Origin of the sequence: Pilosibacter fragilis (assembly GCF_032490495.1) — a bacterium.
GTDB classification, from domain to species: Bacteria; Bacillota; Clostridia; order Lachnospirales; family Lachnospiraceae; genus Pilosibacter; species Pilosibacter fragilis.
Map to the genome: position 1 here is coordinate 16,902 of NZ_JAVYJB010000018.1, position 23,561 is coordinate 40,462.

33 protein-coding genes and 2 tRNA genes are annotated in these 23,561 nt (G+C 47.2%); all 35 read left to right on the top strand.

The window, feature by feature from the left end; translation table 11 throughout:
• Nucleotides 1-130: 130 nt before the first annotated feature.
• The 35 genes from truA (at nt 131) to secY (ending at nt 23,554) form a co-directional block, all read left to right on the top strand.
• Nucleotides 131-898 (top strand): tRNA pseudouridine(38-40) synthase TruA, encoded by a 768-nt coding sequence (gene truA, locus ABCW45_RS14380; protein WP_343221056.1) that lies wholly within the window; start codon nt 131-133, stop codon nt 896-898.
• Nucleotides 895-2,187, top strand: a complete 1,293-nt coding sequence (locus ABCW45_RS14385; RefSeq protein WP_343221057.1) for an anti-sigma-I factor RsgI family protein — start codon at nt 895-897, stop codon at nt 2,185-2,187. Before truA ends, ABCW45_RS14385 begins: the two co-directional genes overlap by 4 nt.
• Before the next feature lie 72 nt (nt 2,188-2,259).
• Nucleotides 2,260-2,332 (top strand) — tRNA-Gln (locus ABCW45_RS14390).
• 43 nt (nt 2,333-2,375) lie between these two features.
• Nucleotides 2,376-2,448, top strand: a tRNA-Gln gene (locus ABCW45_RS14395).
• A gap of 189 nt (nt 2,449-2,637) precedes the next feature.
• The gene (locus tag ABCW45_RS14400) at nt 2,638-3,390 is read left to right on the top strand and encodes an acyl-[acyl-carrier-protein] thioesterase (protein ID WP_343221058.1); all 753 of its coding nucleotides are present in this window, start codon (nt 2,638-2,640) and stop codon (nt 3,388-3,390) included.
• Nucleotides 3,387-4,229 carry a CvfB family protein gene (locus ABCW45_RS14405; protein WP_343221059.1) on the top strand — a complete coding sequence of 281 codons (843 nt, stop codon included), beginning with the start codon at nt 3,387-3,389 and terminating at the stop codon, nt 4,227-4,229. The genes ABCW45_RS14400 and ABCW45_RS14405 overlap by 4 nt, the downstream gene beginning before the upstream one ends.
• 22 nt (nt 4,230-4,251) lie before the next feature.
• Complete coding sequence (locus tag ABCW45_RS14410; RefSeq protein ID WP_015553851.1) at nt 4,252-4,626, top strand: RidA family protein; 375 nt, start codon at nt 4,252-4,254, stop codon at nt 4,624-4,626.
• Between the two features lie 341 nt (nt 4,627-4,967).
• Complete coding sequence (locus tag ABCW45_RS14415) at nt 4,968-6,068, top strand: ABC transporter ATP-binding protein (RefSeq protein ID WP_343221060.1); 1,101 nt, start codon at nt 4,968-4,970, stop codon at nt 6,066-6,068.
• Nucleotides 6,069-6,437: 369 nt separating this feature from the next.
• Nucleotides 6,438-7,526: a PucR family transcriptional regulator gene (locus ABCW45_RS14420; protein ID WP_015553849.1), complete on the top strand. Its 1,089-nt coding sequence runs from the start codon at nt 6,438-6,440 to the stop codon at nt 7,524-7,526.
• Nucleotides 7,527-7,529: 3 nt separating this feature from the next.
• Nucleotides 7,530-8,216: a cell division ATP-binding protein FtsE gene (gene ftsE, locus ABCW45_RS14425; RefSeq protein ID WP_015553848.1), complete on the top strand. Its 687-nt coding sequence runs from the start codon at nt 7,530-7,532 to the stop codon at nt 8,214-8,216.
• Nucleotides 8,206-9,120: a cell division protein FtsX gene (locus tag ABCW45_RS14430; protein WP_117514248.1), complete on the top strand. Its 915-nt coding sequence runs from the start codon at nt 8,206-8,208 to the stop codon at nt 9,118-9,120. Before ftsE ends, ABCW45_RS14430 begins: the two co-directional genes overlap by 11 nt.
• A gap of 13 nt (nt 9,121-9,133) precedes the next feature.
• Nucleotides 9,134-10,366: a murein hydrolase activator EnvC family protein gene (locus ABCW45_RS14435; RefSeq protein ID WP_117567030.1), complete on the top strand. Its 1,233-nt coding sequence runs from the start codon at nt 9,134-9,136 to the stop codon at nt 10,364-10,366.
• A 134-nt stretch (nt 10,367-10,500) separates the two neighbouring features.
• Nucleotides 10,501-11,898 carry a S41 family peptidase gene (locus ABCW45_RS14440; protein WP_117552442.1) on the top strand — a complete coding sequence of 466 codons (1,398 nt, stop codon included), beginning with the start codon at nt 10,501-10,503 and terminating at the stop codon, nt 11,896-11,898.
• Nucleotides 11,899-12,383: 485 nt separating this feature from the next.
• The gene (gene rpsJ, locus ABCW45_RS14445; RefSeq protein ID WP_015553845.1) at nt 12,384-12,701 is read left to right on the top strand and encodes a 30S ribosomal protein S10; all 318 of its coding nucleotides are present in this window, start codon (nt 12,384-12,386) and stop codon (nt 12,699-12,701) included.
• A gap of 222 nt (nt 12,702-12,923) precedes the next feature.
• A complete protein-coding gene (gene rplC / locus ABCW45_RS14450) occupies nt 12,924-13,559 on the top strand; it encodes a 50S ribosomal protein L3 (protein WP_117470151.1) in 636 nt (211 codons plus the stop codon).
• A gap of 27 nt (nt 13,560-13,586) precedes the next feature.
• A complete protein-coding gene (gene rplD, locus ABCW45_RS14455; protein ID WP_015553843.1) occupies nt 13,587-14,207 on the top strand; it encodes a 50S ribosomal protein L4 in 621 nt (206 codons plus the stop codon).
• The gene (rplW, locus tag ABCW45_RS14460) at nt 14,207-14,506 is read left to right on the top strand and encodes a 50S ribosomal protein L23 (RefSeq protein ID WP_117470153.1); all 300 of its coding nucleotides are present in this window, start codon (nt 14,207-14,209) and stop codon (nt 14,504-14,506) included. Before rplD ends, rplW begins: the two co-directional genes overlap by 1 nt.
• A gap of 75 nt (nt 14,507-14,581) precedes the next feature.
• Nucleotides 14,582-15,427: a 50S ribosomal protein L2 gene (gene rplB, locus ABCW45_RS14465; protein ID WP_015553841.1), complete on the top strand. Its 846-nt coding sequence runs from the start codon at nt 14,582-14,584 to the stop codon at nt 15,425-15,427.
• An 18-nt stretch (nt 15,428-15,445) separates the two neighbouring features.
• Complete coding sequence (gene rpsS, locus ABCW45_RS14470; protein ID WP_015553840.1) at nt 15,446-15,727, top strand: 30S ribosomal protein S19; 282 nt, start codon at nt 15,446-15,448, stop codon at nt 15,725-15,727.
• Between the two features lie 29 nt (nt 15,728-15,756).
• Entirely contained in the window at nt 15,757-16,143 is a 387-nt protein-coding gene (gene rplV, locus ABCW45_RS14475; RefSeq protein WP_015553839.1) for a 50S ribosomal protein L22, read from the top strand.
• 12 nt (nt 16,144-16,155) lie between these two features.
• On the top strand, nt 16,156-16,812 hold the full coding sequence (rpsC, locus tag ABCW45_RS14480; RefSeq protein ID WP_015553838.1) for a 30S ribosomal protein S3: 657 nt from the start codon (nt 16,156-16,158) through the stop codon (nt 16,810-16,812).
• A complete protein-coding gene (rplP, locus tag ABCW45_RS14485; protein WP_015553837.1) occupies nt 16,812-17,249 on the top strand; it encodes a 50S ribosomal protein L16 in 438 nt (145 codons plus the stop codon). The genes rpsC and rplP overlap by 1 nt, the downstream gene beginning before the upstream one ends.
• Nucleotides 17,239-17,448, top strand: coding sequence for a 50S ribosomal protein L29 (gene rpmC / locus ABCW45_RS14490; RefSeq protein ID WP_021905521.1), 210 nt, complete (start codon nt 17,239-17,241; stop codon nt 17,446-17,448). The genes rplP and rpmC overlap by 11 nt, the downstream gene beginning before the upstream one ends.
• A gap of 80 nt (nt 17,449-17,528) precedes the next feature.
• Nucleotides 17,529-17,810 carry a 30S ribosomal protein S17 gene (rpsQ, locus tag ABCW45_RS14495; RefSeq protein WP_330579573.1) on the top strand — a complete coding sequence of 94 codons (282 nt, stop codon included), beginning with the start codon at nt 17,529-17,531 and terminating at the stop codon, nt 17,808-17,810.
• 25 nt (nt 17,811-17,835) lie between these two features.
• Nucleotides 17,836-18,204, top strand: a complete 369-nt coding sequence (gene rplN / locus ABCW45_RS14500) for a 50S ribosomal protein L14 (RefSeq protein WP_015553836.1) — start codon at nt 17,836-17,838, stop codon at nt 18,202-18,204.
• A 14-nt stretch (nt 18,205-18,218) separates the two neighbouring features.
• Nucleotides 18,219-18,524 (top strand): 50S ribosomal protein L24, encoded by a 306-nt coding sequence (gene rplX / locus ABCW45_RS14505; RefSeq protein ID WP_015553835.1) that lies wholly within the window; start codon nt 18,219-18,221, stop codon nt 18,522-18,524.
• A 23-nt stretch (nt 18,525-18,547) separates the two neighbouring features.
• The gene (gene rplE, locus ABCW45_RS14510) at nt 18,548-19,087 is read left to right on the top strand and encodes a 50S ribosomal protein L5 (RefSeq protein WP_021905519.1); all 540 of its coding nucleotides are present in this window, start codon (nt 18,548-18,550) and stop codon (nt 19,085-19,087) included.
• Between the two features lie 16 nt (nt 19,088-19,103).
• Nucleotides 19,104-19,289, top strand: a complete 186-nt coding sequence (locus ABCW45_RS14515) for a type Z 30S ribosomal protein S14 (RefSeq protein ID WP_008396318.1) — start codon at nt 19,104-19,106, stop codon at nt 19,287-19,289.
• 251 nt (nt 19,290-19,540) lie between these two features.
• Nucleotides 19,541-19,942, top strand: a complete 402-nt coding sequence (gene rpsH / locus ABCW45_RS14520) for a 30S ribosomal protein S8 (protein ID WP_117470156.1) — start codon at nt 19,541-19,543, stop codon at nt 19,940-19,942.
• Between the two features lie 165 nt (nt 19,943-20,107).
• On the top strand, nt 20,108-20,650 hold the full coding sequence (gene rplF / locus ABCW45_RS14525; protein WP_015553833.1) for a 50S ribosomal protein L6: 543 nt from the start codon (nt 20,108-20,110) through the stop codon (nt 20,648-20,650).
• Between the two features lie 18 nt (nt 20,651-20,668).
• A complete protein-coding gene (rplR, locus tag ABCW45_RS14530; RefSeq protein WP_015553832.1) occupies nt 20,669-21,037 on the top strand; it encodes a 50S ribosomal protein L18 in 369 nt (122 codons plus the stop codon).
• 18 nt (nt 21,038-21,055) lie between these two features.
• Nucleotides 21,056-21,565, top strand: a complete 510-nt coding sequence (gene rpsE, locus ABCW45_RS14535) for a 30S ribosomal protein S5 (RefSeq protein ID WP_015553831.1) — start codon at nt 21,056-21,058, stop codon at nt 21,563-21,565.
• A gap of 15 nt (nt 21,566-21,580) precedes the next feature.
• On the top strand, nt 21,581-21,763 hold the full coding sequence (gene rpmD / locus ABCW45_RS14540) for a 50S ribosomal protein L30 (RefSeq protein ID WP_015553830.1): 183 nt from the start codon (nt 21,581-21,583) through the stop codon (nt 21,761-21,763).
• Nucleotides 21,764-21,789: 26 nt separating this feature from the next.
• The gene (rplO, locus tag ABCW45_RS14545; protein ID WP_015553829.1) at nt 21,790-22,230 is read left to right on the top strand and encodes a 50S ribosomal protein L15; all 441 of its coding nucleotides are present in this window, start codon (nt 21,790-21,792) and stop codon (nt 22,228-22,230) included.
• Between the two features lies 1 nt (nt 22,231).
• Nucleotides 22,232-23,554, top strand: a complete 1,323-nt coding sequence (secY, locus tag ABCW45_RS14550) for a preprotein translocase subunit SecY (protein ID WP_117470157.1) — start codon at nt 22,232-22,234, stop codon at nt 23,552-23,554.
• Nucleotides 23,555-23,561 lie beyond the last annotated feature (7 nt).

Genomic DNA, 23,561 nt, shown 5'->3' on the forward strand with positions numbered 1-23,561 from the left:
ATGAGCCAGACATTCCCGGCGGATAAGGAGAAATTTCTGCCGGGAATTTTGGTTTAAAAGAAAATAAGCGACCGCGGGGACATCTGAATGTGACGGGCCGCATTCAGTTGGAGATCAGGAAGGAACAATCATGAAGAAGAATATCCGCATTACTCTGGAATACGACGGAAGCCGGTATGATGGGTGGCAGAAACAGGGAAATACCGACAATACGATTCAGGGAAAACTGGAAAATGTGCTTTTCAGAATGGCTGGAGAAGAGATAGAGGTCCATGGATCCGGAAGAACGGATGCGGGGGTCCATGCGAGAGGTCAGGTAGCTAATTTCCATATTAATGCGGAAATCTGTCCGGACGGAGAGTCAGCACGGGAATATCTGAACCGGTATCTTCCGGATGATATCAGGGTCCTCTCTGCGAAGATCGTGCCGGAACGGTTTCACAGCCGCCTGTCTGCCACATCAAAGACATATGGATATTATGTGGAGACCGGGGATAAGAAAAACGTATTCGAACGAAAATATGTCTATGGCTGCGGGAAGAAGCTGGATGTGAAAGCGATGAGACAGGCGGCGGAATTTCTTATCGGCGAACATGACTTCAAAAGCTTCTGCGCGAACCGCAGAATGAAAAAAAGCACGGTGCGCCGGATCGATGAGATCCGGATCGTGGAACATGGAACGAAGCTCGAATTCCTGTATACAGGAAACGGCTTTCTCTATAACATGGTGCGGATCTTAACGGGAACGCTTTTGGAGGTCGGCAGTGGAATGCGGAGACCGGAGAAAATGAAAGAGATCATTGCGGCGAAAAACCGTGATATGGCGGGAAGAACAGCTCCGCCCGAGGGATTATTCCTTCTCCACGTGGGTTATGAGGGCGAAAGGGAAACGGTATGATGAATCAGAACGAAGAATATGAGGATATGCCAGTTGAGGAAAAGAAAAAGAAGCAGGAGTTACGGGAAGCCGGGATGGACGTAAACGGTGAATTCTCCATGGACTCCCTGAAAAAGTGGTTCAGACGGGCCGGAGGAGCTCTGTCAATCTGCGCGGCAGCAGTATGCCTGATGGCGGTGCTGATGATGGGGAAGAACCGGAAGGAGTCACTGATCATGGAAGTAAATTCGGATATTATGATGGAATTTACCATGAACCGGCGGGGATCCGTGTTATCTGCAAAGGGAATGATAGCCAGATCAAATGAGGCAGTCTCCATGACCGTGTTTGAGGGGAAAAGCCTTGGAATCGCAGTGGGGAAGATCTTTGACAGGCTTGCGGATAACAACAGTCTCGGAGAGGATGGGGGAATCCTGATCTCCGTCCGGAAGTCCGGCGCGGAAGTAAAAGCGTCACCGGAAAAGATCGTAAAAGAGCTGCAAAAGCAGACGGAATCCGAACTTCAGAAAAAGGAGTCCAGGGCGACGGTCTATGTGTTTGAGTCAGAAGAGGACACAAAAACCCGGGAGATTGCGGAAAAATATGGGATCACGGTGACGAAGGCAGAATTTTTAAAGCATCTTTTTTCGGAAAATCCGGGGATCACGATAGGAAAGCAGGAAGAACTTGCCGGGTATTCCTCAAAACGCCTGATCCGGGAGATCAATGAGCAGGAATATCAGATATCCTTAAAACCGGTGGTCGTAAAGACAACTTTCGAAAAAGCAAGCGAAGAGACCACGGAGGAGACAGCAGCTTTAGAGACAACAGAAGCTGTGTCAGAACAGAAATCTGCGGCTTTGGATACGGGTGACGAGAGAGAATCCACGAAAAATGACGGACTTTCCGAGATGCAGAGACGGAGAAAAGCTCTGGAGGCCGGGGAGAGCGTGGACTGGGTGGATCAGGAGACGAACAGGGAGCTGGGCGATCCGGATGAGAAAGACCGGCATTCGTCGAATTCCCGGACCTCTCCGACAGAGACTGTGCCGCAGAAAACTGCGGAGCCGAAAACTACGGAGCCGAAAACTGAGGAACCGAAAACTGAGGAACCGAAAACTGAGGAACCGGGAACTACAGCATCGGAAACCGTGCCGCCGGAAACTGCACCGCCGACAGCCCCGGAGACAACAGCAGCGGTTACAGAGACTACCGCCGCGTCCGGAATGCTGACGCCGGAGACGAAAACACCGGCGTATTTAAGGGGACCGGGATTTGAAGATCCGGATAATCCGAAAAATCAGAATTAAAAAAGTAAAAAAATTGAAAAAAACAGTTGACGGATCAGAGTCGTTGCGTTATAATACAACCTGTTGATGCATTGGGCTATCGCCAAATGGTAAGGCAACGGACTCTGACTCCGTCATTTTCAAGGTTCGAATCCTTGTAGCCCAGTTTAAAAACTAAATATTGTCCAAGTGTTTCAGACACATATTATTGGGCTATCGCCAAATGGTAAGGCAACGGACTCTGACTCCGTCATTTTCAAGGTTCGAATCCTTGTAGCCCAGCTAACGAAAGGCTGTTAATCTTTGTGAATGCAAGGCTTAATGGTCTTTTTTTCTTGCGCTTGGCAGGCATTTGTGTTAAGGTAGTGGTGCGAAAGGACGGTTTGCATTGACAGACATCTGAGCATTGAAGGCCCGTGTTTATGAGCGGGAAGTTCGAGACAGATTGAGACAACAACATGAGGTTAGACTATGTACGAATTAAACAGCCGGGTCCGGTACAGCGAGACGGATATTGACGCGAAGCTGTCCCTGACCGGAATTATGAATTATATGCAGGACTGCTCGACGATGCAGTCGGAGGATGCCGGCGTCGGGATCGGATATCTTGGACGGGAAAAGAAGGCGTGGCTTTTATCCTCCTGGCAGATCGTGATCGGACGCCGTCCGGTCCTCGGGGAACGGATCAAGGTTCTGACATGGCCCTATGCAGTCAAGGGACTTTACGCGCTGAGAAATTTCGCAATCCTCGATGAAAAAGGAGAATATCTGGTAAAAGCCAATTCCTACTGGTTCCTGATGAATACGGAGACTGGCCGGCCTATGAGGATTACGGATGCGGATACTGATCCGTACGGCGAATTTAATCCGAAGATCGAGATGGAGGACGCGGGACGAAAGATCGCCGTGCCGAAGGAGATGGAAGAGACTGGACGTCTGGTGGTCATGAAACATCTTCTGGATACAAATCTCCATGTAAATAACGCCCAGTATGTGGATATCGCGAGAGAGCTTGTCCCTTCGGGAACCGAGATCGGCGAGATCAGGGCAGAGTACCGGAAGGCGGCGGTGCTCGGGGACGAGATCGTTGTCAAGCGCGCAAGAGAGGGGATGTCGCATCTCGTATCTCTTTGCAATGCAAATGGTGATGTGTTCGCGAATGTTGAGTTAAAAGAGAGGACGCAGCCGCAAAAGTATCCGGCTGCGGGAGGACGAAAGACATGATGGAAATTGGAAAAATTCAGAAACTAAAGGTGATCAAGGAGAAAGACTTCGGAATTTACCTTTCTGACGGGGACAAGGCGGACGCCCAGGGTGTTCTTCTCCCCAAAAAACAGGTGCCGGAAGGAACAAAGATCGGTGATGAGCTGGAGGTATTCCTCTACAAGGACTCTGAGGACCGCCTGATCGCCACCACATCAAAACCGAAGGTGACTCTCGGTGAGACGGCTGTCCTTGAGGTCAAGGAAGTTTCCAAGATCGGTGCGTTTCTCGATATGGGACTGGAAAAGGACCTTCTTCTCCCGTTTAAGGAGCAGACCCATCAGGTGCGTAAAGGTGAGAAGTGCCTTGTGGCTCTTTACGTCGATAAGAGCAAGCGCCTTGCCGCAACTATGAAGGCATACCAGTATTTGAGAAGCGACTCCCCGTATCACACCGGTGACGAGGCGGACGGCTTCGTATTTGAGATCAATCCGGATATCGGTGCCTTTGTTGCAGTCGATGGCATCTATCACGGCCTGATTCCGAAAAAGGAACTCTTTTCCGGATACCGGGTGGGCGATGAGGTCAGCGTCCGTGTGACGAGAGTCCGTGGGGATGGAAAGCTTGACCTCACAACACGCGACAAGGCAGGCAGCCAGATCTTTTCTGACTCCGATCTTGTCATGAAGGTCATCGAAGAGTTTGACGGAGTTTTACCGTTCAACGATAAGGCATCACCGGAAGTTATCGCGAGAGAATTTAAACTCAGTAAGAATGCGTTCAAGCGCGCGGTAGGTCACTTATTAAAAGAAGGAAAGATCGAGATCACGGAGAAGAGCATCCGAAAAATCGATAAATAAGGAAAATATGGAGGACAATCACATGAAGAAAGTAATCAGCACAACAAAAGCACCGGCAGCAATCGGACCGTATTCTCAGGCAATTGAGGCAAACGGCTTCGTATTCGCGTCAGGACAGATCCCGGTAGATCCGGAGACAGGTGTGATCCCGGAGGGAATCGAAGCACAGGCGGAGCAGGTTATGAAGAACATGAAGAATCTTCTTGAGGCAGCAGGAACATCCATCGACCAGGTCGTAAAGACAAGTGTATTTATCAAAAATATGGATGATTTCGCAACTATCAACGGCATCTACGCGAAATATTTCGAAAAAGACTGCCCGGCACGTTCCTGCGTGGAGATTGCAAGACTTCCGAAGGATGTTCTGCTTGAGATGGAGGCAATTGCTGTAAAATAAGCGGGGCTGGAATGGATTTGTGTGTGACTGTGAATGGAATTAGCAGTTATGAAATTTTTGGAACCTAAGCGGCGGCTGTCAGAAAAGGACAGCCGCCACTTTTTGGCAATTTTGATAATGATTTAACTATCTTCCTGCCTGTTTTTATGAAAAAAGAGTATATTTGTCAAAAACTTAAATTCACTATATGGAATATGCATGGAAAAAACGGAATTTTTTTGTGGAATAACCATATGGAAAAACAAGTGTTATTTGTGTATGATGAATACAACCGATATAAAAATAGGTTAAGTCTGCAATTTTCCAGTTAACCATGAAGAATACAGATCAGGAGGAAGTCAATGTCCGGTTTAACGTTAAAGAATATCAACAAGACATTCCCGGGTGACCAGCAGGCAATCCGGGATTTCAATCTGGAAGTGAAGGACAGGGAATTTTTGATCCTGGTGGGACCGACGGCATGCGGAAAATCGACGCTGCTTCGGATGATCGGCGGCCTGGAGGAGATTACCTCCGGCAGTCTGATGATCGATGGAATGGATATGACGGATGCGGACCCGAAAGAGAGAAACGTCGCAATGCTTTTCAAGAACAGCGTGCTCTATCCTGGAATGAGTGTGGAGGACAACCTTACATTCTCCCTCAGAATGGCAAAGATGCCGGCTGCAGAGATCGCGAAAAGAGTGGATGAGACTGTGGGGATCCTGAAAATCGATGGAATCCTTGAAAAAATGCCGGAGGAACTTTCGGCAGCGGATACATACCGTGTTCTTCTCGGACGCGCCCTGATGCGCCGCCCGGGGATCCTGCTCTTGGACCGCACCATCGCGGAGGCAGACCCGGATGTCCAGGAACTGATGAGAAAAGAGTTCGCAAATATCAACCGTGAGCTTGGAATTACCGTGATCTACGCGACGGACAACCAGAAGACCGCTATGGCATTAGGAACGAGAATGATCGTCATGAACGAGGGCGAGATCTGCCAGGAAGACTCCGCGCAGAATATCTATGACCATCCGGAGAGTCTGTTTGTGGCAGGATTCTTCGGAACACCGAGAATGGATCTTTCCATTGCCAAGGTGTTGGAGGAGAACGGAAATATTATTCTGAAGTTTGCGTCAGGAAAGATCCGGCTTTCCGGAGAAAAGGCTGAACTTTTAAAAAAACTCGGCTATGTCGGAAAAGAAGTCTTCACAGGCGTACGACCGGAAAAGATCGTTCCGGCGGAAGATGGAAAGGGTGAGATCACCGGAGACATTCTTGGCAGCGAGGAGATTGAGGATGCCACATACATCCGTTTCCATGTTGGAGAAAACGAATTTCTTGCAAAAGCATCCGACGGTGAAAAGCCGTCCGAAAAGAAAATGTCCTTTGCGGTCTCCGGAGATGATGTGTACCTTTTCGACAAAGAAACAGAAAAAATTATTGTAACTGTTCAGTAGGTCTGCGCACTTGCTGCGCTGACCGTAAGAAAACATAGGCTGGAAGGCAAAAATCCCATCAGCGAAGCTGATCTGGAATGGATTTTTGCACGTAACTATGAAGGTACTGAATAGTTACAAATTATTAAAGAATAACCATAACTGTTCAGTAGGTCTGCGCACTTGTTGCGCTGACTGTAAGGAAACATATGAAGGTACTGAATAGTTACGAATAACCAAAATATCAGGCAGACCGGTTCCAGATGGGAAATCCGGTCTGCCTTTTTCCATGTTTTTTAGTAAAAAATACAAAAAAAAATCTTTTCTTTTTTGTGATTTTGCATTAGAATAAATGTGGATATGTCCATACTGCGAAAAGGAGAGGGCGCTATGATTTCAAATCAGATTTTACAGTCGAATATCGAAGGACTGAAAGAGATTACAAGAATTGACCTGTGCGTCTGTGATGTGGAGGGAAAGGTCCTGGCTTCCACATTCGAGCATGCGGAAGAGTATGAAAGTTCCATACTTGCGTTTGTGGATTCTCCGGCGGACAGCCAGGTGATTTCCGGTTATCAGTTCTTTAAAGTATTTGATGAACATCAGCTTGAGTACATCCTGCTTGCAAAAGGCGGCAGCGATGACGTGTATATGGTAGGCAAACTGGCAGCATTCCAGATCCAGAATCTTCTGGTGGCCTACAAAGAAAGATTCGATAAAGATAATTTCATCAAGAACCTGCTTCTTGATAATCTTCTGCTCGTTGATATCTACAACCGGGCGAAGAAACTTCATATCGAGACAAATGTAAAACGTGTCGTATTCCTGATCGAGACAAAGAATGAGAAAGATACGAATGCCCTGGAGACCATGCGCAGCCTGTTCTCCACAAAGACAAAAGACTTTATCACCGCAGTCGACGAGAAGAATATCATTCTTGTCCGTGAGGTGAAACCGGGTGAGACCTATGAAGATCTCGAGAAGACAGCAAATACGATTTTAGATATGCTGAACACAGAGGCGATGTCCAAAGTGCGCATCGCGTTCGGTACCATCGTTGGCGAGATCAAGGATGTTTCCCGTTCCTACAAGGAAGCAAAGATGGCTCTCGATGTCGGAAAGATCTTCTACAGCAGCAAGAACGTTGTAGCGTACTCCAACCTCGGTATTGGCCGTCTGATCTATCAGCTTCCGCTTCCACTCTGCCGGATGTTTATCAAAGAAATTTTTGATGGAAAGAACCCGGATGAGTTCGACGAGGAAACACTCACAACGATCAACAAATTCTTTGAGAACAGCCTGAATGTCTCCGAGACATCAAGACAGCTCTACATCCATAGAAATACGCTTGTTTATCGTCTGGATAAGCTCCAGAAGAGCACCGGACTGGATCTGCGAGTATTTGAGGATGCGATCACCTTCAAAATTGCCCTGATGGTTGTAAAGTACATGAAGTACATGGAGAATCTGGACTACTAAATTATGATAGAAATTTCAAAACTGACAAAGACCTATGACAGGGGTACGAAAGCCCTGAAGGACGTGAACATCACCATCGATGACGGGGAATTTGTCTTCATAACCGGCCGGAGCGGTTCCGGAAAATCTACACTGATCAAGATCCTCTTGAAGGAAGTGGAGCCGACCTCCGGTCGTGTTGTCGTTAATGACATGGACCTCAGAAAGATGCCGCGAAGATATGTTCCGAAGTATCGCCGACGTCTCGGTGTCGTATTCCAGGATTTCCGTCTTTTAAAGGACAAGACGGTCTATGAGAATGTGGCATTTGCCCAGCGGGTGATCGGGGAGTCCAGCCGGACGATCCGGGAATCGGTTCCGCAGATGTTAAAGATGGTAGGCCTTTCTTCCAAGTATAAGTTTTTCCCGCATCAGCTCTCCGGCGGAGAACAGCAGCGCGTGGCGATTGCCCGGGCACTGATCAATCGCCCGGAGATCCTGCTTGCCGATGAGCCCACAGGAAACCTGGATCCCCACAATGCGATGGAGATCATGGGACTCCTGGAGAAGATCAACCGGCGTGGAACAACGGTGATCGTTGTCACACACAGCCATGAGATCGTGGACCTGATGAAGAAACGCGTCATCACGATCGACCGCGGAATGGTGGTCTGTGATGAGGAGGAAAGTGGGTACCGTTATGAGGATTAGTACATTCTGGTTCTGCATGAAGCAGGGACTGGTAAATATATGCAGAAATATCTGGTTTTCCCTTGCGTCGACCGCGATCATTTCTGCATGTATTTTTTTATTCTGCGTATTTTTCTCCGTGATCACCAACATCGAATATATGGTCCGCACGGCGGAGACCACAATGGGAATCACGGTATTTTTTGATGAGAACCTGACGGAGGACGAGATCAAAGACATCGGCGCGAAGATCGAGTCGGACAAGTCGGGAATGATAAAAGAGATAAAATTCGTCTCCGCTGAGGAGGCGTGGGACGGCTTTAAGACAGAGTATTTCGGTGAGGATGAAGCCTTAGCGGAAGGTTTTGCGGATGACAACCCGCTTGCAGGCTCCTCTTCCTACGAGATCCGCCTGAACAATATTACGGATCAGGATGGAATGGTGGCATACCTGGAAAGTATTGATGGTGTGCGGAAAGTAAACTATTCCAACAGTGCGGCTACGGGACTTGCAAGCTTCAATAAGATCCTGGGCCTGCTGTTCGGCGTCCTGATCGCCATGCTGTTGGCTGTTGCGGTATTCCTGATCAGCAATACGATCTCCGTTGCGGCTGAATTCCGGAAGAACGAGAACAGGATCATGCGTCTTATCGGAGCGACGAACTTTATGATCCGGGCCCCATTTGTGGTAGAAGGAACGATCCTGGGGCTTGTCGGAGCGGCGATCCCGCTGGGGGTCATGCTTTTTGTCTACCGACAGACGGTGGAGTATGTGATGAACCGGTTTGAACTTCTCTCCGGAATCATCCAGTTCCTGCCGCTTGGAACCTTCTATCCGATGATGGCGGCGATCGCCCTGGCGCTGGGCGGCGGACTTGGATTTTTTGTAAGCTTCTTTACGATCCGCAAAGAGCTGCGCGTGTAGGAGGGGACAGCATATGAGAAAATCAGGAAGATTTCTGGCTGCGGTCCTGTCCTTTGCCCTGGTTCTTGCGACACCGCTTTCTGCCCAGGCGACAAAGAGCGGATTGAGTGACGCGAAGAGCAAAAAGACGGCGCTGGAGGCGGAAAAAAAGAAGACGGAACAGGAGCTAAAGAACCTGGAAGACCTTAAAAGCGATACGACGGCCTATGTCAAAAAGCTGGATTCCAGCCTGGAGTCCATCGGAAATGAGCTTTCAAAGCTTGGCGATGACATAGACGCGAAGGAAAAACAGATCGATACGACGAAACAGGAATTATCCGAGGCGAAGGAGACAGAGAAAAGCCAGTATGAATCCATGAAGCTGCGGATAAAATATATGTATGAGAAGGGCGACAGCACCTATGTGGACCTACTCATGGAGTCCGGCTCCCTCTCGGAGCTCTTGAGCAAGGCGGAGTACATCACAAAGATCTCGTCCTACGACCGGCAGAAGCTCGATGAATATGCCGCTACGAAGGAGAAAATCGCGGAGAAGGAAAAGAGTTTAGAGAGTGAACATGCCGAGCTCCTGATGCTTCAGGACGAGACGGAGGCAAAACAGGCGTCCGTGGAGAAGCTTCTGGCTGCAAAACAGACGGAGCTTCAGAACTACGAGACGAAGATCGCCTCCGCGGAGGGACAGATCTCCGAGTACGCGAAGTCCATCGCGGCCCAGGAGAACCAGATCAAGTCCATCGAGGCAGAGATCAAGCGGAAGGAAGAGGAAGCGAGAAAGAAAGCCGAGGAAGAAAAGAAAAAGGCCGCAGCGGCAAACAAGGCGGCACAGACGTATAAAACCGTGAGTCTTGGGGACATTAGCTTTACATGGCCGTGTCCTGCCAGCGGGCGGATTACTTCCGGCTTTGGAGGGCGAAAATCCCCGACGAAGGGCGCGTCCTCGAACCATCAGGGAATTGATATCAGCGCGCCGACGGGAACATCGATCGTGGCTGCTGCTGCGGGTGAGGTCGTGATCGCGACTTACAGTTCTTCTGCAGGAAATTATGTGATGATAAGCCATGGCGGCGGCGTGTATACAGTTTATATGCATGCATCGAGCCTGCTTGTATCACAGGGGCAGAGTGTGAAAAAGGGACAGACCATCGCGAAGGTCGGTTCGACGGGATACTCCACCGGGTCCCATCTCCACTTCGGAGTCCGGGTGAACGGGTCCTATGTGAATCCGACGAAATATGTGAGCCCGTAGGGACTGACAGGCAGAAAAGAGAGCCTGCGGTGCTGAATGCAGGGAAATATGACCTGTAGACTTTTTACATAAAGATCCTGGCACAGTTTTTATCGGATGAGATCTGGCTGCCCTGGGATGAAGGAGAAAAGACATTGGAAGAGAAAGAGACAAAAAATAAATTTTGGAAAGGCGTCCTTGTCGGAGTCCTTGTGACAGCATTCTCCGGACTTGCAGTCGTAGGTGTTGCAACGGGGATCTGGACCGTAGGAAGGCGTGCATCTGAGAGCCAGAGCACACAGACCGCGGAGACATCCGGCACTCAGCTGGATATGAACAAGATCACGCCGAAGCTTCAGTATATGGAGGCACTGATCGATAAGTACTTCCTGTTCGATGAGAACATGACGGAGGAAGAACAGGCAAAGAACGGAACGGCGGAAGACTGGATCTACCGCGGTTACATGTCCTCGTTGAACGATCCGTATTCCGTATATTACGATAAGGACGAGTACACAAGCCTGAATGAGGAGACTTCCGGAACTTACTGCGGAATTGGTGTACAAGTGAGCCAGAATGTATACACAGGAATCATCACAGCGGTCAAGGTGTTCAAGAACTCCCCGGCCCAGGAAGCCGGAATGCTGCCGGGAGATATCCTCTATAAAGTGGAAGATATCGAGGCTACCGGAGAGGATCTGTCTCTTCTCGTCAGTGACCACATCCGAGGTGAGGAGGGGACGAAGGTTCATCTGACTGTGTACCGCCAGTCCACGGATGAGTATGTAGAGATGGACGTGGAGCGCCGTATGGTGGAGAACCCAACAGTAGAGTATGAACTGCTGGATAATCATGCCGGCTACATTTCACTTTCTTCCTTTGAGGAGGTAAGCTCTGAACAGTTTAAGAGCGCTGTGGATGATCTGGCATCCAAGGGAATGGACAAGCTGATCATCGATCTTCGAAACAACGGCGGCGGCGTTGTTCAGGCGGCGAAGGATATTGCGGACTACCTGCTTCCGGATGGAAAGACCATTGTAAGCTTCAAGGGAAAAGGAATCGATGACAGCGTCTATACTTCCGATGACGGACATGAGGTAGATGTCCCGATCATTCTTCTTGTAAACGGTGAAAGCGCCAGTGCGTCCGAGGTTCTGACAGGTGCCTTAAAGGACAATGCCTGGGCAACGATTGTAGGCGAGAAGACCTTCGGAAAAGGAATCGCTCAGGGCATCTTCAACCTGCCGGACGGCAGCGGTCTGAAGCTCACAACGGCATACTACTACACCCCGTCAGGCGAGTGCATCCACAAACTTGGCATTGAGCCGGATGTGACCGTAGCTCTCGACGAAGACTTAAAGTCAAAGATCGAGATCCCGAAGGATGAGGACAACCAGCTTCAGACAGCTCTGGAGGTCTTCGATGAAGGCGTGGATGCCGTAAATGAAAAGATCTCCGCAGAGAACGGGGAGACAGCGACCGCGGACGATGATTTTGAGGCGAAGGTGAAGGAGAATCTGGAGATCGAGAAAGAAGCAGGGGCTGCGCAGTAGAATCTGCCCGGCAGATAAATTTGCGTTTCTACTATATTATATATAGAAGAAACAGTGCATTATACAGCTCATCAAAGAGGAAAAAGACACTTGAAAATTAATATGAAGTGTACTTTTTCCTCTTTTTCGTTTCAATCTGTGCATGGAAAACCATGATTTGAACATGCTCCTGCCGGTTATCCACAAATTGAAAAAACCCTTGAAAAATAAGCAAAAAAAGCTTGATTTTTCGATTTCGATGTGTTATTCTTATCTGGCTGTGACATGATAGCGTTGAAACGAGAGGTTGCTGCCTGAGAATGGCAGGTGTTCCGTGGAGCGAATGTCAAGTTAGGAAACTGGCGACAAGTCACTGTACCAAATTAACAGCTGCTCAGGGTAAGGGGCAGTAACAACGTGTGAATCGGCATGATACACACGAGACCGTGTACAGTCACCGCTTGTCGTACTTCGATTAAAAGTGCGAAAAGGAGGCGACTTTTTTTATGGCAAGTCAGGTTATGAGAATCACATTAAAGGCTTACGACCATCAGCTGATCGACCAGTCCGCTGGAAAGATCATCGAGACAGTAAAGAAAACAGGAGCACAGGTGAGTGGTCCGGTTCCGCTGCCGACAAAGAAAGAGGTTGTAACAATCTTAAGAGCTGTTCATAAGTACAAAGATTCCAGAGAGCAGTTCGAGCAGAGAACTCATAAGAGACTCATCGATATCGCAAGCCCGAGCCAGAAGACAGTAGATGCACTGTCCAGACTGGAAATGCCGGCTGGTGTTTATATCGACATCAAAATGAAAAATAAATAATTGAAAAATATTTACTTTTCATGCTACTGAAATGTAGCCACTAAAATTAGAAATCCTGAATGGTTCTGATATAAAAGCAACACTACTCATCCTGAAAGGGAATCAACATCATTACAATATGTAATGTCATAGTGTTCCACCTATGTTGGGCTGCTCTAGGATGAACGCACAGTAAATTCTGTTTTGCGTTCCGCTGTAGATTAGTAACAGGAGGTAAAAACAATGAAGAAAGCGATTTTAGCTACAAAAGTCGGAATGACTCAGATCTTCAACGATGAAGGCGTTCTTGTTCCGGTAACTGTTCTTCAGGCTGGTCCGTGTGTAGTAACACAGGTTAAGACAGAGGAGAACGATGGATACAAAGCTGTACAGGTTGGCTTTGTAGATAAGAGAGAGAAACTTGTAAACAAGCCGGTAAAGGGTCACTTCGACAAGGCTGGCGTATCTTACAAGAGATTCGTTAGAGAGTTCCGTTTTGAGAATTCTGAAGAGTATAACGTAAAAGACGAAATCAAAGCTGATATCTTCGCTACTGGCGATAAGGTTGATGCAACTGCTATCTCCAAAGGTAAAGGTTTCCAGGGCGCTATTAAGAGACTTGGACAGAGCAGAGGACCGATGGCTCATGGTTCTAAATTCCATCGTCATCAGGGTTCCAATGGTTCCGCAACAACTCCGGGCCGCGTATTCAAGGGCAAAGGCATGCCGGGTCAGATGGGTAACAAGAAGATTACCACTCAGAACCTCGAGATTGTCAAGGTTGACGTTGAGAACAACCTGATCCTTGTTAAAGGCGCTGTACCGGGACCGAAGAAGTCCTTAGTAACATTAAAGGAAACAGTAAAGGCTAACAAATAAGCTTTTACAGGAAAGGAGGAAACAGAAATGGCAAACGTATCCGTATACAATATGGAAGGTAAAGAAGTTGGCACAATCGAGCTGAACGACGCTGTATTCGGCGTTGAAGTGAACGAGCATCTCGTACACATGGCTGTTGTTGCACAGCTTGCAAATAAACGTCAGGGAACACAGAAAGCAAAAACACGTTCTGAGGTTTCCGGTGGCGGCAGAAAACCGTGGAGACAGAAAGGAACAGGTCACGCTAGACAGGGTTCCACAAGATCTCCGCAGTGGACAGGCGGCGGAATGGTATTCGCTCCGACTCCGAGAGATTACACAATCACTCTTAACAAGAAAGAGAAGAGAGCTGCTCTCAAGTCCGCTCTTACAAGCAGAGTAAACGAGAACAAGTTCGTAGTTGTTGACGAGTTAAAGTTCGACGAAGTTAAGACAAAGAACTTCAAGGCTGTTATGAACAACCTCAAAGTTTCCAAGGCTCTCGTAGTTCTTGCTGACAACGATCAGAACACAGTTCTTTCCGCAAGAAATATCCCGGAAGTTAAGACTTCCCTTGTTAATACAATCAATGTATTCGACATTCTGAAATACAACACTGTAGTAGCTACTAAGGCTGCTGTAGCATCTATCGAGGAGGTATACGCATAATGGCAAACGTACAGTACTACGACGTAATCCTCAAACCGGTTGTAACTGAGAAGAGCATGAACGCTATGAGCGAGAAGAAATACACATTCCTCGTACATCCGGAAGCAAACAAGACCATGATCAAAGAAGCTGTTGAGAAAATGTTCCCAGGAACAAAGGTTGACAGCGTAAACACAATGAACGCTGACGGTAAGAACCGCAGACGTGGCATGGTAGTAGGCAAGACTGCTAAGACTAAGAAAGCAATCGTTAAGCTTACAGCAGACAGCAAAGATATCGAAATCTTCCAGGGTCTGTAATTTTTGAAACTATGCGGCAACCAAAGCCGCGATACGAAAAATAGAAACGCCAGAAGGCGTTGAAAGGAGTCAGAAATGGGAATCAAAACCTATAACCCATATACACCTTCCAGAAGAAATATGACAGGTTCTGATTTCTCCGAGATCACAAAGACAACTCCGGAGAAGTCCTTAGTAGTTTCTTTAAAGAAGAACGCTGGTCGTAATAACCAGGGTAAGATCACCGTTAGACATCAGGGCGGTGGAAACAGACAGAAATACAGAATCGTTGACTTCAAGAGAAATTCCAAAGACGGAATTCAGGCAACTGTAATCGGTATCGAGTACGATCCGAACAGAAGCGCTAACATCGCTTTAATCTGCTACGCAGATGGTGAGAAGTCCTATATCCTTGCACCGCAGGGCCTTACAAACGGCATGAAGGTTATGAGCGGCGAGCACGCAGAGGCTAAGGTCGGCAACTGCTTACCGTTATCCTTAATTCCGGTTGGTGCACAGGTTCACAATATCGAGCTTTTCCCGGGCAAGGGCGGCCAGATGGTTCGTTCTGCAGGAAACGCTGCACAGTTAATGGCTAAAGAAGGAAAATACGCTACACTTCGTTTACCGTCCGGCGAGATGAGAATGGTTCCGATCGAGTGCCGCGCAACAATCGGTGTTGTAGGCAACGGCGACCACAACCTTGTTAAGATTGGTAAAGCAGGTAGAAAACGTCACATGGGTATCCGCCCGACAGTCCGTGGTTCCGTTATGAACCCGAATGACCATCCGCATGGTGGTGGTGAAGGTAAGACTGGTATCGGCCGTCCGGGTCCGTGCACACCGTGGGGCAAGCCTGCTCTTGGTCTTAAGACTAGAAAGAAAAACAAACAGTCTAACAAGTTAATCGTAAGAAGAAGAAATGGTAAGGCGATTTCATAATCGATAGGAGGTAAAACGATGGCTCGTTCACTTAAAAAAGGACCATTTGCAGACGCTAGCTTACTGAAGAAGGTAGACGCTATGAACGAGGCAGGACAGAAACAGGTTATCAAGACCTGGTCCCGCCGTTCTACAATCTTCCCGCAGATGGTTGGTCATACAATCGCAGTACATGACGGCAGAAAGCATGTACCGGTATACGTAACAGAAGATATGGTTGGTCACAAACTTGGTGAGTTCGTTGCTACAAGAACTTACAGAGGCCACGGCAAAGACGAGAAAAAGTCCGGACGTAAATAATAGATACGCTTTGAAAGGAGGTTCCAGTAATGGCTAAGGGACATAGAAGTCAGATTAAGAGAGAGAGAAATGCCCAGAAGGATACAAGACCGTCTGCAAAGCTGTCTTACGCAAGAGTATCCGTTCAGAAGGCTTGTTTCGTATTAGATGCCATCAGAGGCAAAGATGTTCAGACAGCACTTGGTATTGTAACTTACAATCCTAGATATGCTTCCAGCTTAATCGAGAAATTATTAAAATCTGCAATCGCAAATGCTGAGAACAACAACGGCATGAACGCAGAGAACCTGTATGTGGAGGAGTGCTACGCATCTCAGGGACCGATTATGAAGAGAGTAAAACCGAGAGCACAGGGTAGAGCTTACAGAATCGAAAAGAGAATGAGCCACATCACCATCGTGCTGAACGAGAAATAATAGGAGGCAGTTATGGGACAGAAAGTTAATCCACACGGCATGAGAGTCGGCGTTATCAAAGACTGGGATTCCAGATGGTACGCTGAAGCTGATTTCGCTGACAACCTCATCGAGGATCATAAAATCAGAACTTACCTTAAGAAGAGATTATACAGCGCTGGCGTTTCCAAGATCGAGATCGAGCGCGCATCTGATAGAGTTAAAATTATCGTTTTCACAGCAAAACCGGGCGTAGTTATCGGTAAGGGCGGATCTGAGATCGAGAAGGTCAAAGCTGAAGTTCAGAAGATGACTGCTAAGAAGGTATTTGTAGACATCAAGGAAGTTAAGAGACCGGACCGTGAAGCTCAGCTTGTTGCAGAGTCCATCGCTCAGCAGCTTGAGAACCGTGTTTCCTTCCGTCGTGCTATGAAGTCCACAATGTCCAGATCCATGAAGGCTGGCGTTCTTGGTATCAAGACAGCTGTTGGCGGACGTCTTGGCGGTGCTGATATCGCACGTACAGAGTTTTACAGCGAGGGAACAATCCCGCTTCAGACATTAAGAGCAGATATTGACTATGGTTTCGCAGAGGCAGATACAACTTACGGCAAGCTTGGCGTTAAAGTTTGGATCTACAAAGGCGAGGTTCTTCCGACTAAGGGAAATAAGGAAGGGAGCGATAAATAATGTTAATGCCGAAAAGAGTAAAGCGCCGCAAACAGTTCCGTGGAACTATGGCCGGTAAAGCTTTAAGAGGAAATACAATCTCCAACGGTGAATATGGCCTTGTTGCCCTTGAGCCGTGCTGGATCAAATCTAATCAGATCGAGGCAGCCCGTGTTGCCATGACTCGTTACATCAAACGTGGTGGTAAAGTTTGGATCAAGATTTTCCCGGACAAACCGGTAACAGCTAAACCGGCTGAGACTCGTATGGGTTCCGGTAAGGGCGCTCTTGAGTACTGGGTAGCAGTAGTTAAACCGGGCCGTGTTATGTTCGAAATCGCTGGCGTTCCGGAGGAAACAGCAAAGGAAGCTCTTCGTCTTGCTATGCACAAACTCCCGTGTAAGTGTAAAATTGCTTCCAAGGCAGATTTAGAAGGCGGTGATAACAGTGAAAACTAATAAGTATGTAGAAGAATTAAAAGCGAAAACCGCTGCAGAGTTAAATGAAGAATTAGTTGCAGCAAAGAAGGAGCTCTTCAACCTGAGATTCCAGAACGCAACCAACCAGTTAGATAACACAAGTAGAATCAAAGAGGTTCGCAAGAACATCGCAAGAATTCAGACTGTTATCACAGAGAAGGCAAGAGTTGCTAACTAATCCCGTATCGGTGAAGAACCCCAAGGCATGCTTGCGGGTTGATTAGTTGTCATTATGACACACGCCGATGCGTGTAACAAATCGATTTTGAAAGGAGATTATCCGTCGTGGAAAGAAATCTTAGAAAAACACGTACTGGTAAGGTAGTTAGCAACAAGATGGACAAGACAATCGTCGTTGCTATCGAGAACCACGTAAAACATCCGTTAATCGGAAAGATCGTTAAGAAGACATATAAGTTAAAAGCTCATGATGAGAAGAATGAGTGCAATATCGGCGATACAGTTAAAGTGATGGAGACAAGACCGTTATCCAAGGATAAGAGATGGAGACTTGTTGAAATCGTCGAGAAAGCAAGATAATTGATTCGAGGAAGGAGTATCAGGCATGATTCAGCAGGAATCCAGATTAAAGGTTGCCGATAATACAGGTGCAAGAGAACTGCTTTGTATCCGCGTTATGGGCGGTTCTACAAGAAGATATGCTAACATCGGTGATGTAATCGTAGCCTCCGTTAAAGAAGCAACACCAGGCGGCGTTGTTAAGAAGGGCGATGTAGTCAAAGCCGTTGTAGTTCGTTCTGTAAAAGGCGCACGTCGTAAAGACGGTTCTTATATTAAATTTGATGAGAACGCAGCAGTTATCATCAAAGATGACAAGACTCCAAGAGGAACCCGTATTTTTGGGCCGGTCGCAAGAGAGCTTCGTGAGAAACAGTTCATGAAGATCGTATCTCTGGCTCCGGAAGTATTATAAGGAGGTGCCAGGTAATGCATAAAATCAAAAAAGATGATATGGTAAAGATCATCGCAGGTAAAGATAAAGATAAAACTGGTAAAGTTCTGAGCGTAGACACCAAGAAGAACGAAGTTGTCGTTGAAGGCTGCAACATGGTAACAAAGCATACCAAACCGAGCCAGACAAACCAGAACGGCGGAATTGTTCATCAGGAAGCTCCGATCGACATCTCCAACGTAATGTTGTTCGTTGACGGAAAAGCTACAAGAGTTGGCTTTGAAGTTAAAGACGGTAAGAAAGTCCGCGTTGCTAAGGCAACCGGTAAAGTAATTGACTAATAGCAGAGAGGAGGAAACACAAGTTGGCTAGATTAAAAGAAATGTACCAGAACGAGATCGTTGAAGCAATGATCAAGAAATTTGGTTATAAGAATATCATGGAAGTGCCGAAGCTCGATAAGATCGTTATCAACATGGGCGTAGGCGAAGCAAAAGACAACGCGAAAGTCCTTGACTCTGCAGTTCGTGACCTTGAGATCATCACAGGTCAGAAGGCAGTCCTTACAAAGGCTAAGAAGTCTGTCGCAAACTTCAAACTCAGAGAGGGCATGGCTATTGGATGCAAAGTTACCCTTCGCGGCGAGAAGATGTATGAGTTCGCTGATCGTCTGATCAACCTCGCTCTTCCGCGTGTACGTGACTTCCGCGGCGTTAACGCTAACGCATTCGACGGCAGAGGTAACTACGCACTCGGCATCAAGGAACAGTTAATTTTCCCGGAAATTGAATATGATAAAGTTGACAAGGTCAGAGGTATGGACATCATCTTCGTTACAACCGCTAAGACTGACGAGGAAGCTCGTGAACTGTTAACATTATTCAACATGCCGTTTGCAAAGTAATTAGGAGGATTTATCCATGGCTAAAACTTCAATGAAGATTAAACAGCAGCGTCCGGCAAAGTTCTCCACAAGAGAATACAACCGCTGCAGAATCTGTGGTCGTCCACATGCATATCTGAGAAAATATGGCATTTGCCGTATCTGCTTCCGTGAGCTCGCTTACAAGGGCGAGATCCCGGGCGTAAAGAAGGCAAGCTGGTAGGATTTAGCTGCTTAGAAAAGCGTCAGAAGTCAGGTGGGAACATCGTGTTTCCCCGCCTGGCCGTGCAGAGAAGCGCTTAATAGGCTGACTGGTCCCGTTCTTCGACCACAGGGAAAAGAACTTCCCTATACATCGTAACAACGCCTATAAGGAAAACTTGTTTTCCCCAGGCCGAACAACACTCCTGTGCAGCGCGAATGATTCGCGAACCACAGTGACAAACCAACAATCCATTAGGAGGAAATATAATCATGACAATGAGCGATCCGATTGCAGATATGCTTACAAGAATTCGTAACGCAAACACTGCTAAACATGATACAGTAGATGTTCCGGCTTCCAAGATGAAATTAGCTATCGCTGATATCCTTGTAAGAGAAGGCTACATCAAGAAATATGACATCGTTGAGGACGGTGCATTCCAGACAATCCGCATCTCCTTAAAGTATGGCGCTGACAAGAACGAGAAGATCATCTCCGGAATCAAGAAGATCTCCAAGCCGGGCTTACGTGTATACGCTGGCAAGGAAGATATGCCGAAGGTACTTGGCGGACTTGGTATCGCTATCGTATCCACAAACCAGGGCGTAATCACTGACAAGCAGGCTAGACAGCTTGGTGTCGGCGGCGAAGTTCTTGCATTTGTTTGGTAATTATTCCCATTGATGTTATCGCACCCCGCCTGCAAAGCTGAACATTGATCCAGCAGGGCGGAGTTTGCGTGCGTCTGGAGGCAACTTCAGACCAGATATAACATAGAAACTGAAAACAGAAAGTGTAAAAGCACTTTCCGAGAATCTAAGTAGGAGGTAAAAGGCATGTCACGTATTGGTAGAATGCCGGTAGCGATTCCAGCAGGCGTAACTGTAACAATCGCAGAGAACAACAATGTGACCGTTAAAGGTCCGAAGGGAACACTGGTAAGAGATTTACCGGTAGAGATGGAAATCAAAGAAGAAGATGGACACATCGTCGTAACAAGACCGAACGATTTAAAGAAGATGAAATCTTTACACGGTCTTACAAGAACGCTAATCCATAACATGATCCAGGGTGTTACTGAAGGCTACGAGAAGAAGCTTGAGGTAAACGGTGTTGGTTACAGAGCTCAGAAGCAGGGCAAGAAGCTCACACTTTCCCTTGGTTACTCCCATCCGGTAGAGATGGAAGATCCGGAAGGTATCGAGACTGTTCTTGATGGACAGAACATCATCATCGTTAAGGGCATCAGCAAAGAGAAAGTCGGCCAGTATGCAGCTGAAATCAGAGAGAAGAGAAGACCGGAGCCGTATAAGGGCAAAGGTATCAAGTACGCTGATGAGGTTATCAGACGCAAAGTTGGTAAGACTGGTAAGAAATAATTTAAGGAGAGTGTAAAAATGGTTAGCAAGCAGTCAAGAAGCGAAATCCGCAGAAAAAAACACTATAGATTACGCAATCGCTTTGCTGGTACAGCAGAGAGACCGCGTTTAGCAGTGTTCAGAAGCAATAATCATATGTATGCTCAGATCATCGACGATTCCGTTGGACATACTTTAGTATCTGCTTCCACTCTTGAGAAAGAGATCAAAGCAGAGTTAGAGAACACAGATACCGTTGATGCAGCTGCATATATCGGAACCGTAGTAGCTAAGAGAGCAATCGAGAAAGGCATCAAAGAGGTCGTTTTCGATAGAGGCGGTTTCATTTATCAGGGTAAGATTCAGGCATTAGCAGATGCAGCCCGTGAGGCTGGTCTCGTATTCTAATAGAGAGGAGAAAACAGCATGAAGCGTACAATCATTGACGCAAGTCAGTTAGAGTTAAATGACAAAGTTGTTGCCATTAAGCGCGTATCCAAGACTGTTAAAGGTGGACGTACCATGAGATTTTCCGCTCTGGTAGTAGTAGGAGACGGCAATGGTCACGTAGGCGCAGGCCTTGGTAAAGCAGGTGAGGTTCCGGAAGCTATCCGTAAAGGTAAAGAAGCTGCTATGAAGAACCTTGTAGAGATCCCGATGGATGAGAACAAGAGCATCCCGCACGACTTCCTTGGCGAGTTCGGAAGCGCTTCCGTACTGATCAAGAGAGCTCCGGAAGGTACTGGTATCATCGCTGGTGGTCCGGTTCGTTCCGTAGTAGAGCTTGCAGGCATCAAGAACATCCGTACAAAGTCTTTAGGTTCCAACAACAAGACAAACGTAGTTCTCGCAACAATCGAAGGTCTTACAAAGTTAAAGACTCCAGAAGAGGTTGCTAAGAACCGCGGCAAATCTGTTGAAGACGTTGTTTGCTAATAGGAGGATAATAAAATGGCAGAGAAGTTAAAAATCACATTAGTAAAATCCCCTATCGGCGCTGTTCCGAAGCAGAGAGCGACAATCGAAGCACTTGGTTTAAAGAAGATGCACAAGACTGTCGAGATGCCGGATAATGGTGCAGTTAGAGGCATGATCCAGAATGTCAGACATCTGGTTAAAGTTGAAGAAATCTAATTGATATAAAGTAAGGAGGTGCAGTGATGAACTTATCTAATTTACATCCTGCTGAAGGATCTAAGCATAGTGATAGTTTCAGAAGAGGTCGTGGCCACGCTTCTGGAAATGGTAAGACAGCTGGTAAGGGACATAAGGGCCAGAAGGCACGTTCCGGCGCACCGAGACCTGGTTTCGAGGGCGGCCAGATGCCGTTATACAGACGTCTTCCGAAGAGAGGATTTACAAACATCAACTCCAAGGAGATCGTTGGAATTAATGTAAGTGTATTAGAGAGATTTGAGAATGACTCCGTAGTATCCGTTGAGACATTACTGGAGACAGGTGTGATCAAAAACCCGCAGGACGGCGTTAAGATTCTTGGTAACGGAGAGTTAACAAAGAAACTTGTCGTTAAAGCCAATGCTTTCAGTGAAGGCGCAAAAGCTAAAATTGAGGCAGTAGGTGGAACCTGCGAGGTGATCTAATATGTTAAAATCCTTACAGAAAGCATTTAAGGTGAAAGAAGTCCGCGACAGACTTCTTTACACCTTTATGATGCTTGTAGTCATCCGAATCGGCTGCTGTCTTCCGATACCGGGCGTTGATCCGAGCTATCTGCATGATTTCTTTTCAAATCTGCAGAACTCTGGAATGGGATTCTTTAATGCGATCACAGGAGGATCTTTCTCCTCCATGTCTATCTTCGCATTGAGTATCACCCCGTATATCACATCTTCCATCATTATGCAGTTACTCACAATTGCAATTCCGAAGCTTGAGGAAATGCAGAAGGACGGTGAGGATGGAAGAAAGAAGATTGCAGAGTACACCAGATATCTTACCGTCGGCCTGGCTCTCTTTGAGTCCTGCGCAATGGCAGTTGGCCTTGGCGGAAAGGGACTTCTTCTCGAAGACCACCGTAACATCTGGGGATATCTTACGGTCGTAGCCGCTATGACCGCAGGTTCCGCTCTTCTGATGTGGATTGGCGAGAGGATTACAGACAATGGAGTAGGAAACGGTATTTCCATCGTACTTCTGATCAATATCGTATCTGGTACTCCGCAGGATATGATGACATTATATGAGCGCTTTATGGCAGGCAGATCAGTTGCAGTCGCAACTGTATCGGGCATCATCGTACTGGCAATTATCGTTGCGATCGTTGTCTTTGTCCTCGTTTTAAACGATGCAGAGCGCCGGATCCCGGTGCAGTACAGCAAGAAGATGCAGGGCCGCAGAATGATCGGCGGACAGTCTACCTACATTCCGTTGAAGGTAAACACCGCGAACGTTATTCCGGTCATCTTCGCTTCTTCCATCATGTCAATGCCGGTTATGATCGCTCAGTTCTTCCACGTTGATTATTCAACCATCGGTGGAAAGATCCTGTTAGCGTTGAGCTCATCCAACTGGTTTAAACCGGAAGCTCCGGCTTACTCCATTGGTATGCTCGTATATATCGTATTAGTCGTACTGTTCGCGTATTTCTATACGTCCATTACGTTTAACCCGCTGGAAGTTGCTAATAATATGAAGAAGTCCGGCGGCTTTATCCCGGGCATCCGCCCAGGTAAGCCAACCTCAGACTACCTCAACAATATCTTAAACTATATTGTATTTATCGGTGCCTGCGGATTGGTGATCGTGTGCATTATCCCGATCATCGCATCCGGTCTCTTCTCTGTCGGCAATCTTTCCTTCGGCGGCACATCCCTGATCATTATTGCAGGTGTAATCCTCGAGACGATCAAGGCTGTGGAGTCTATGATGCTTGTAAGAAATTACAAGGGATTCTTAAATGATTGATCAAATA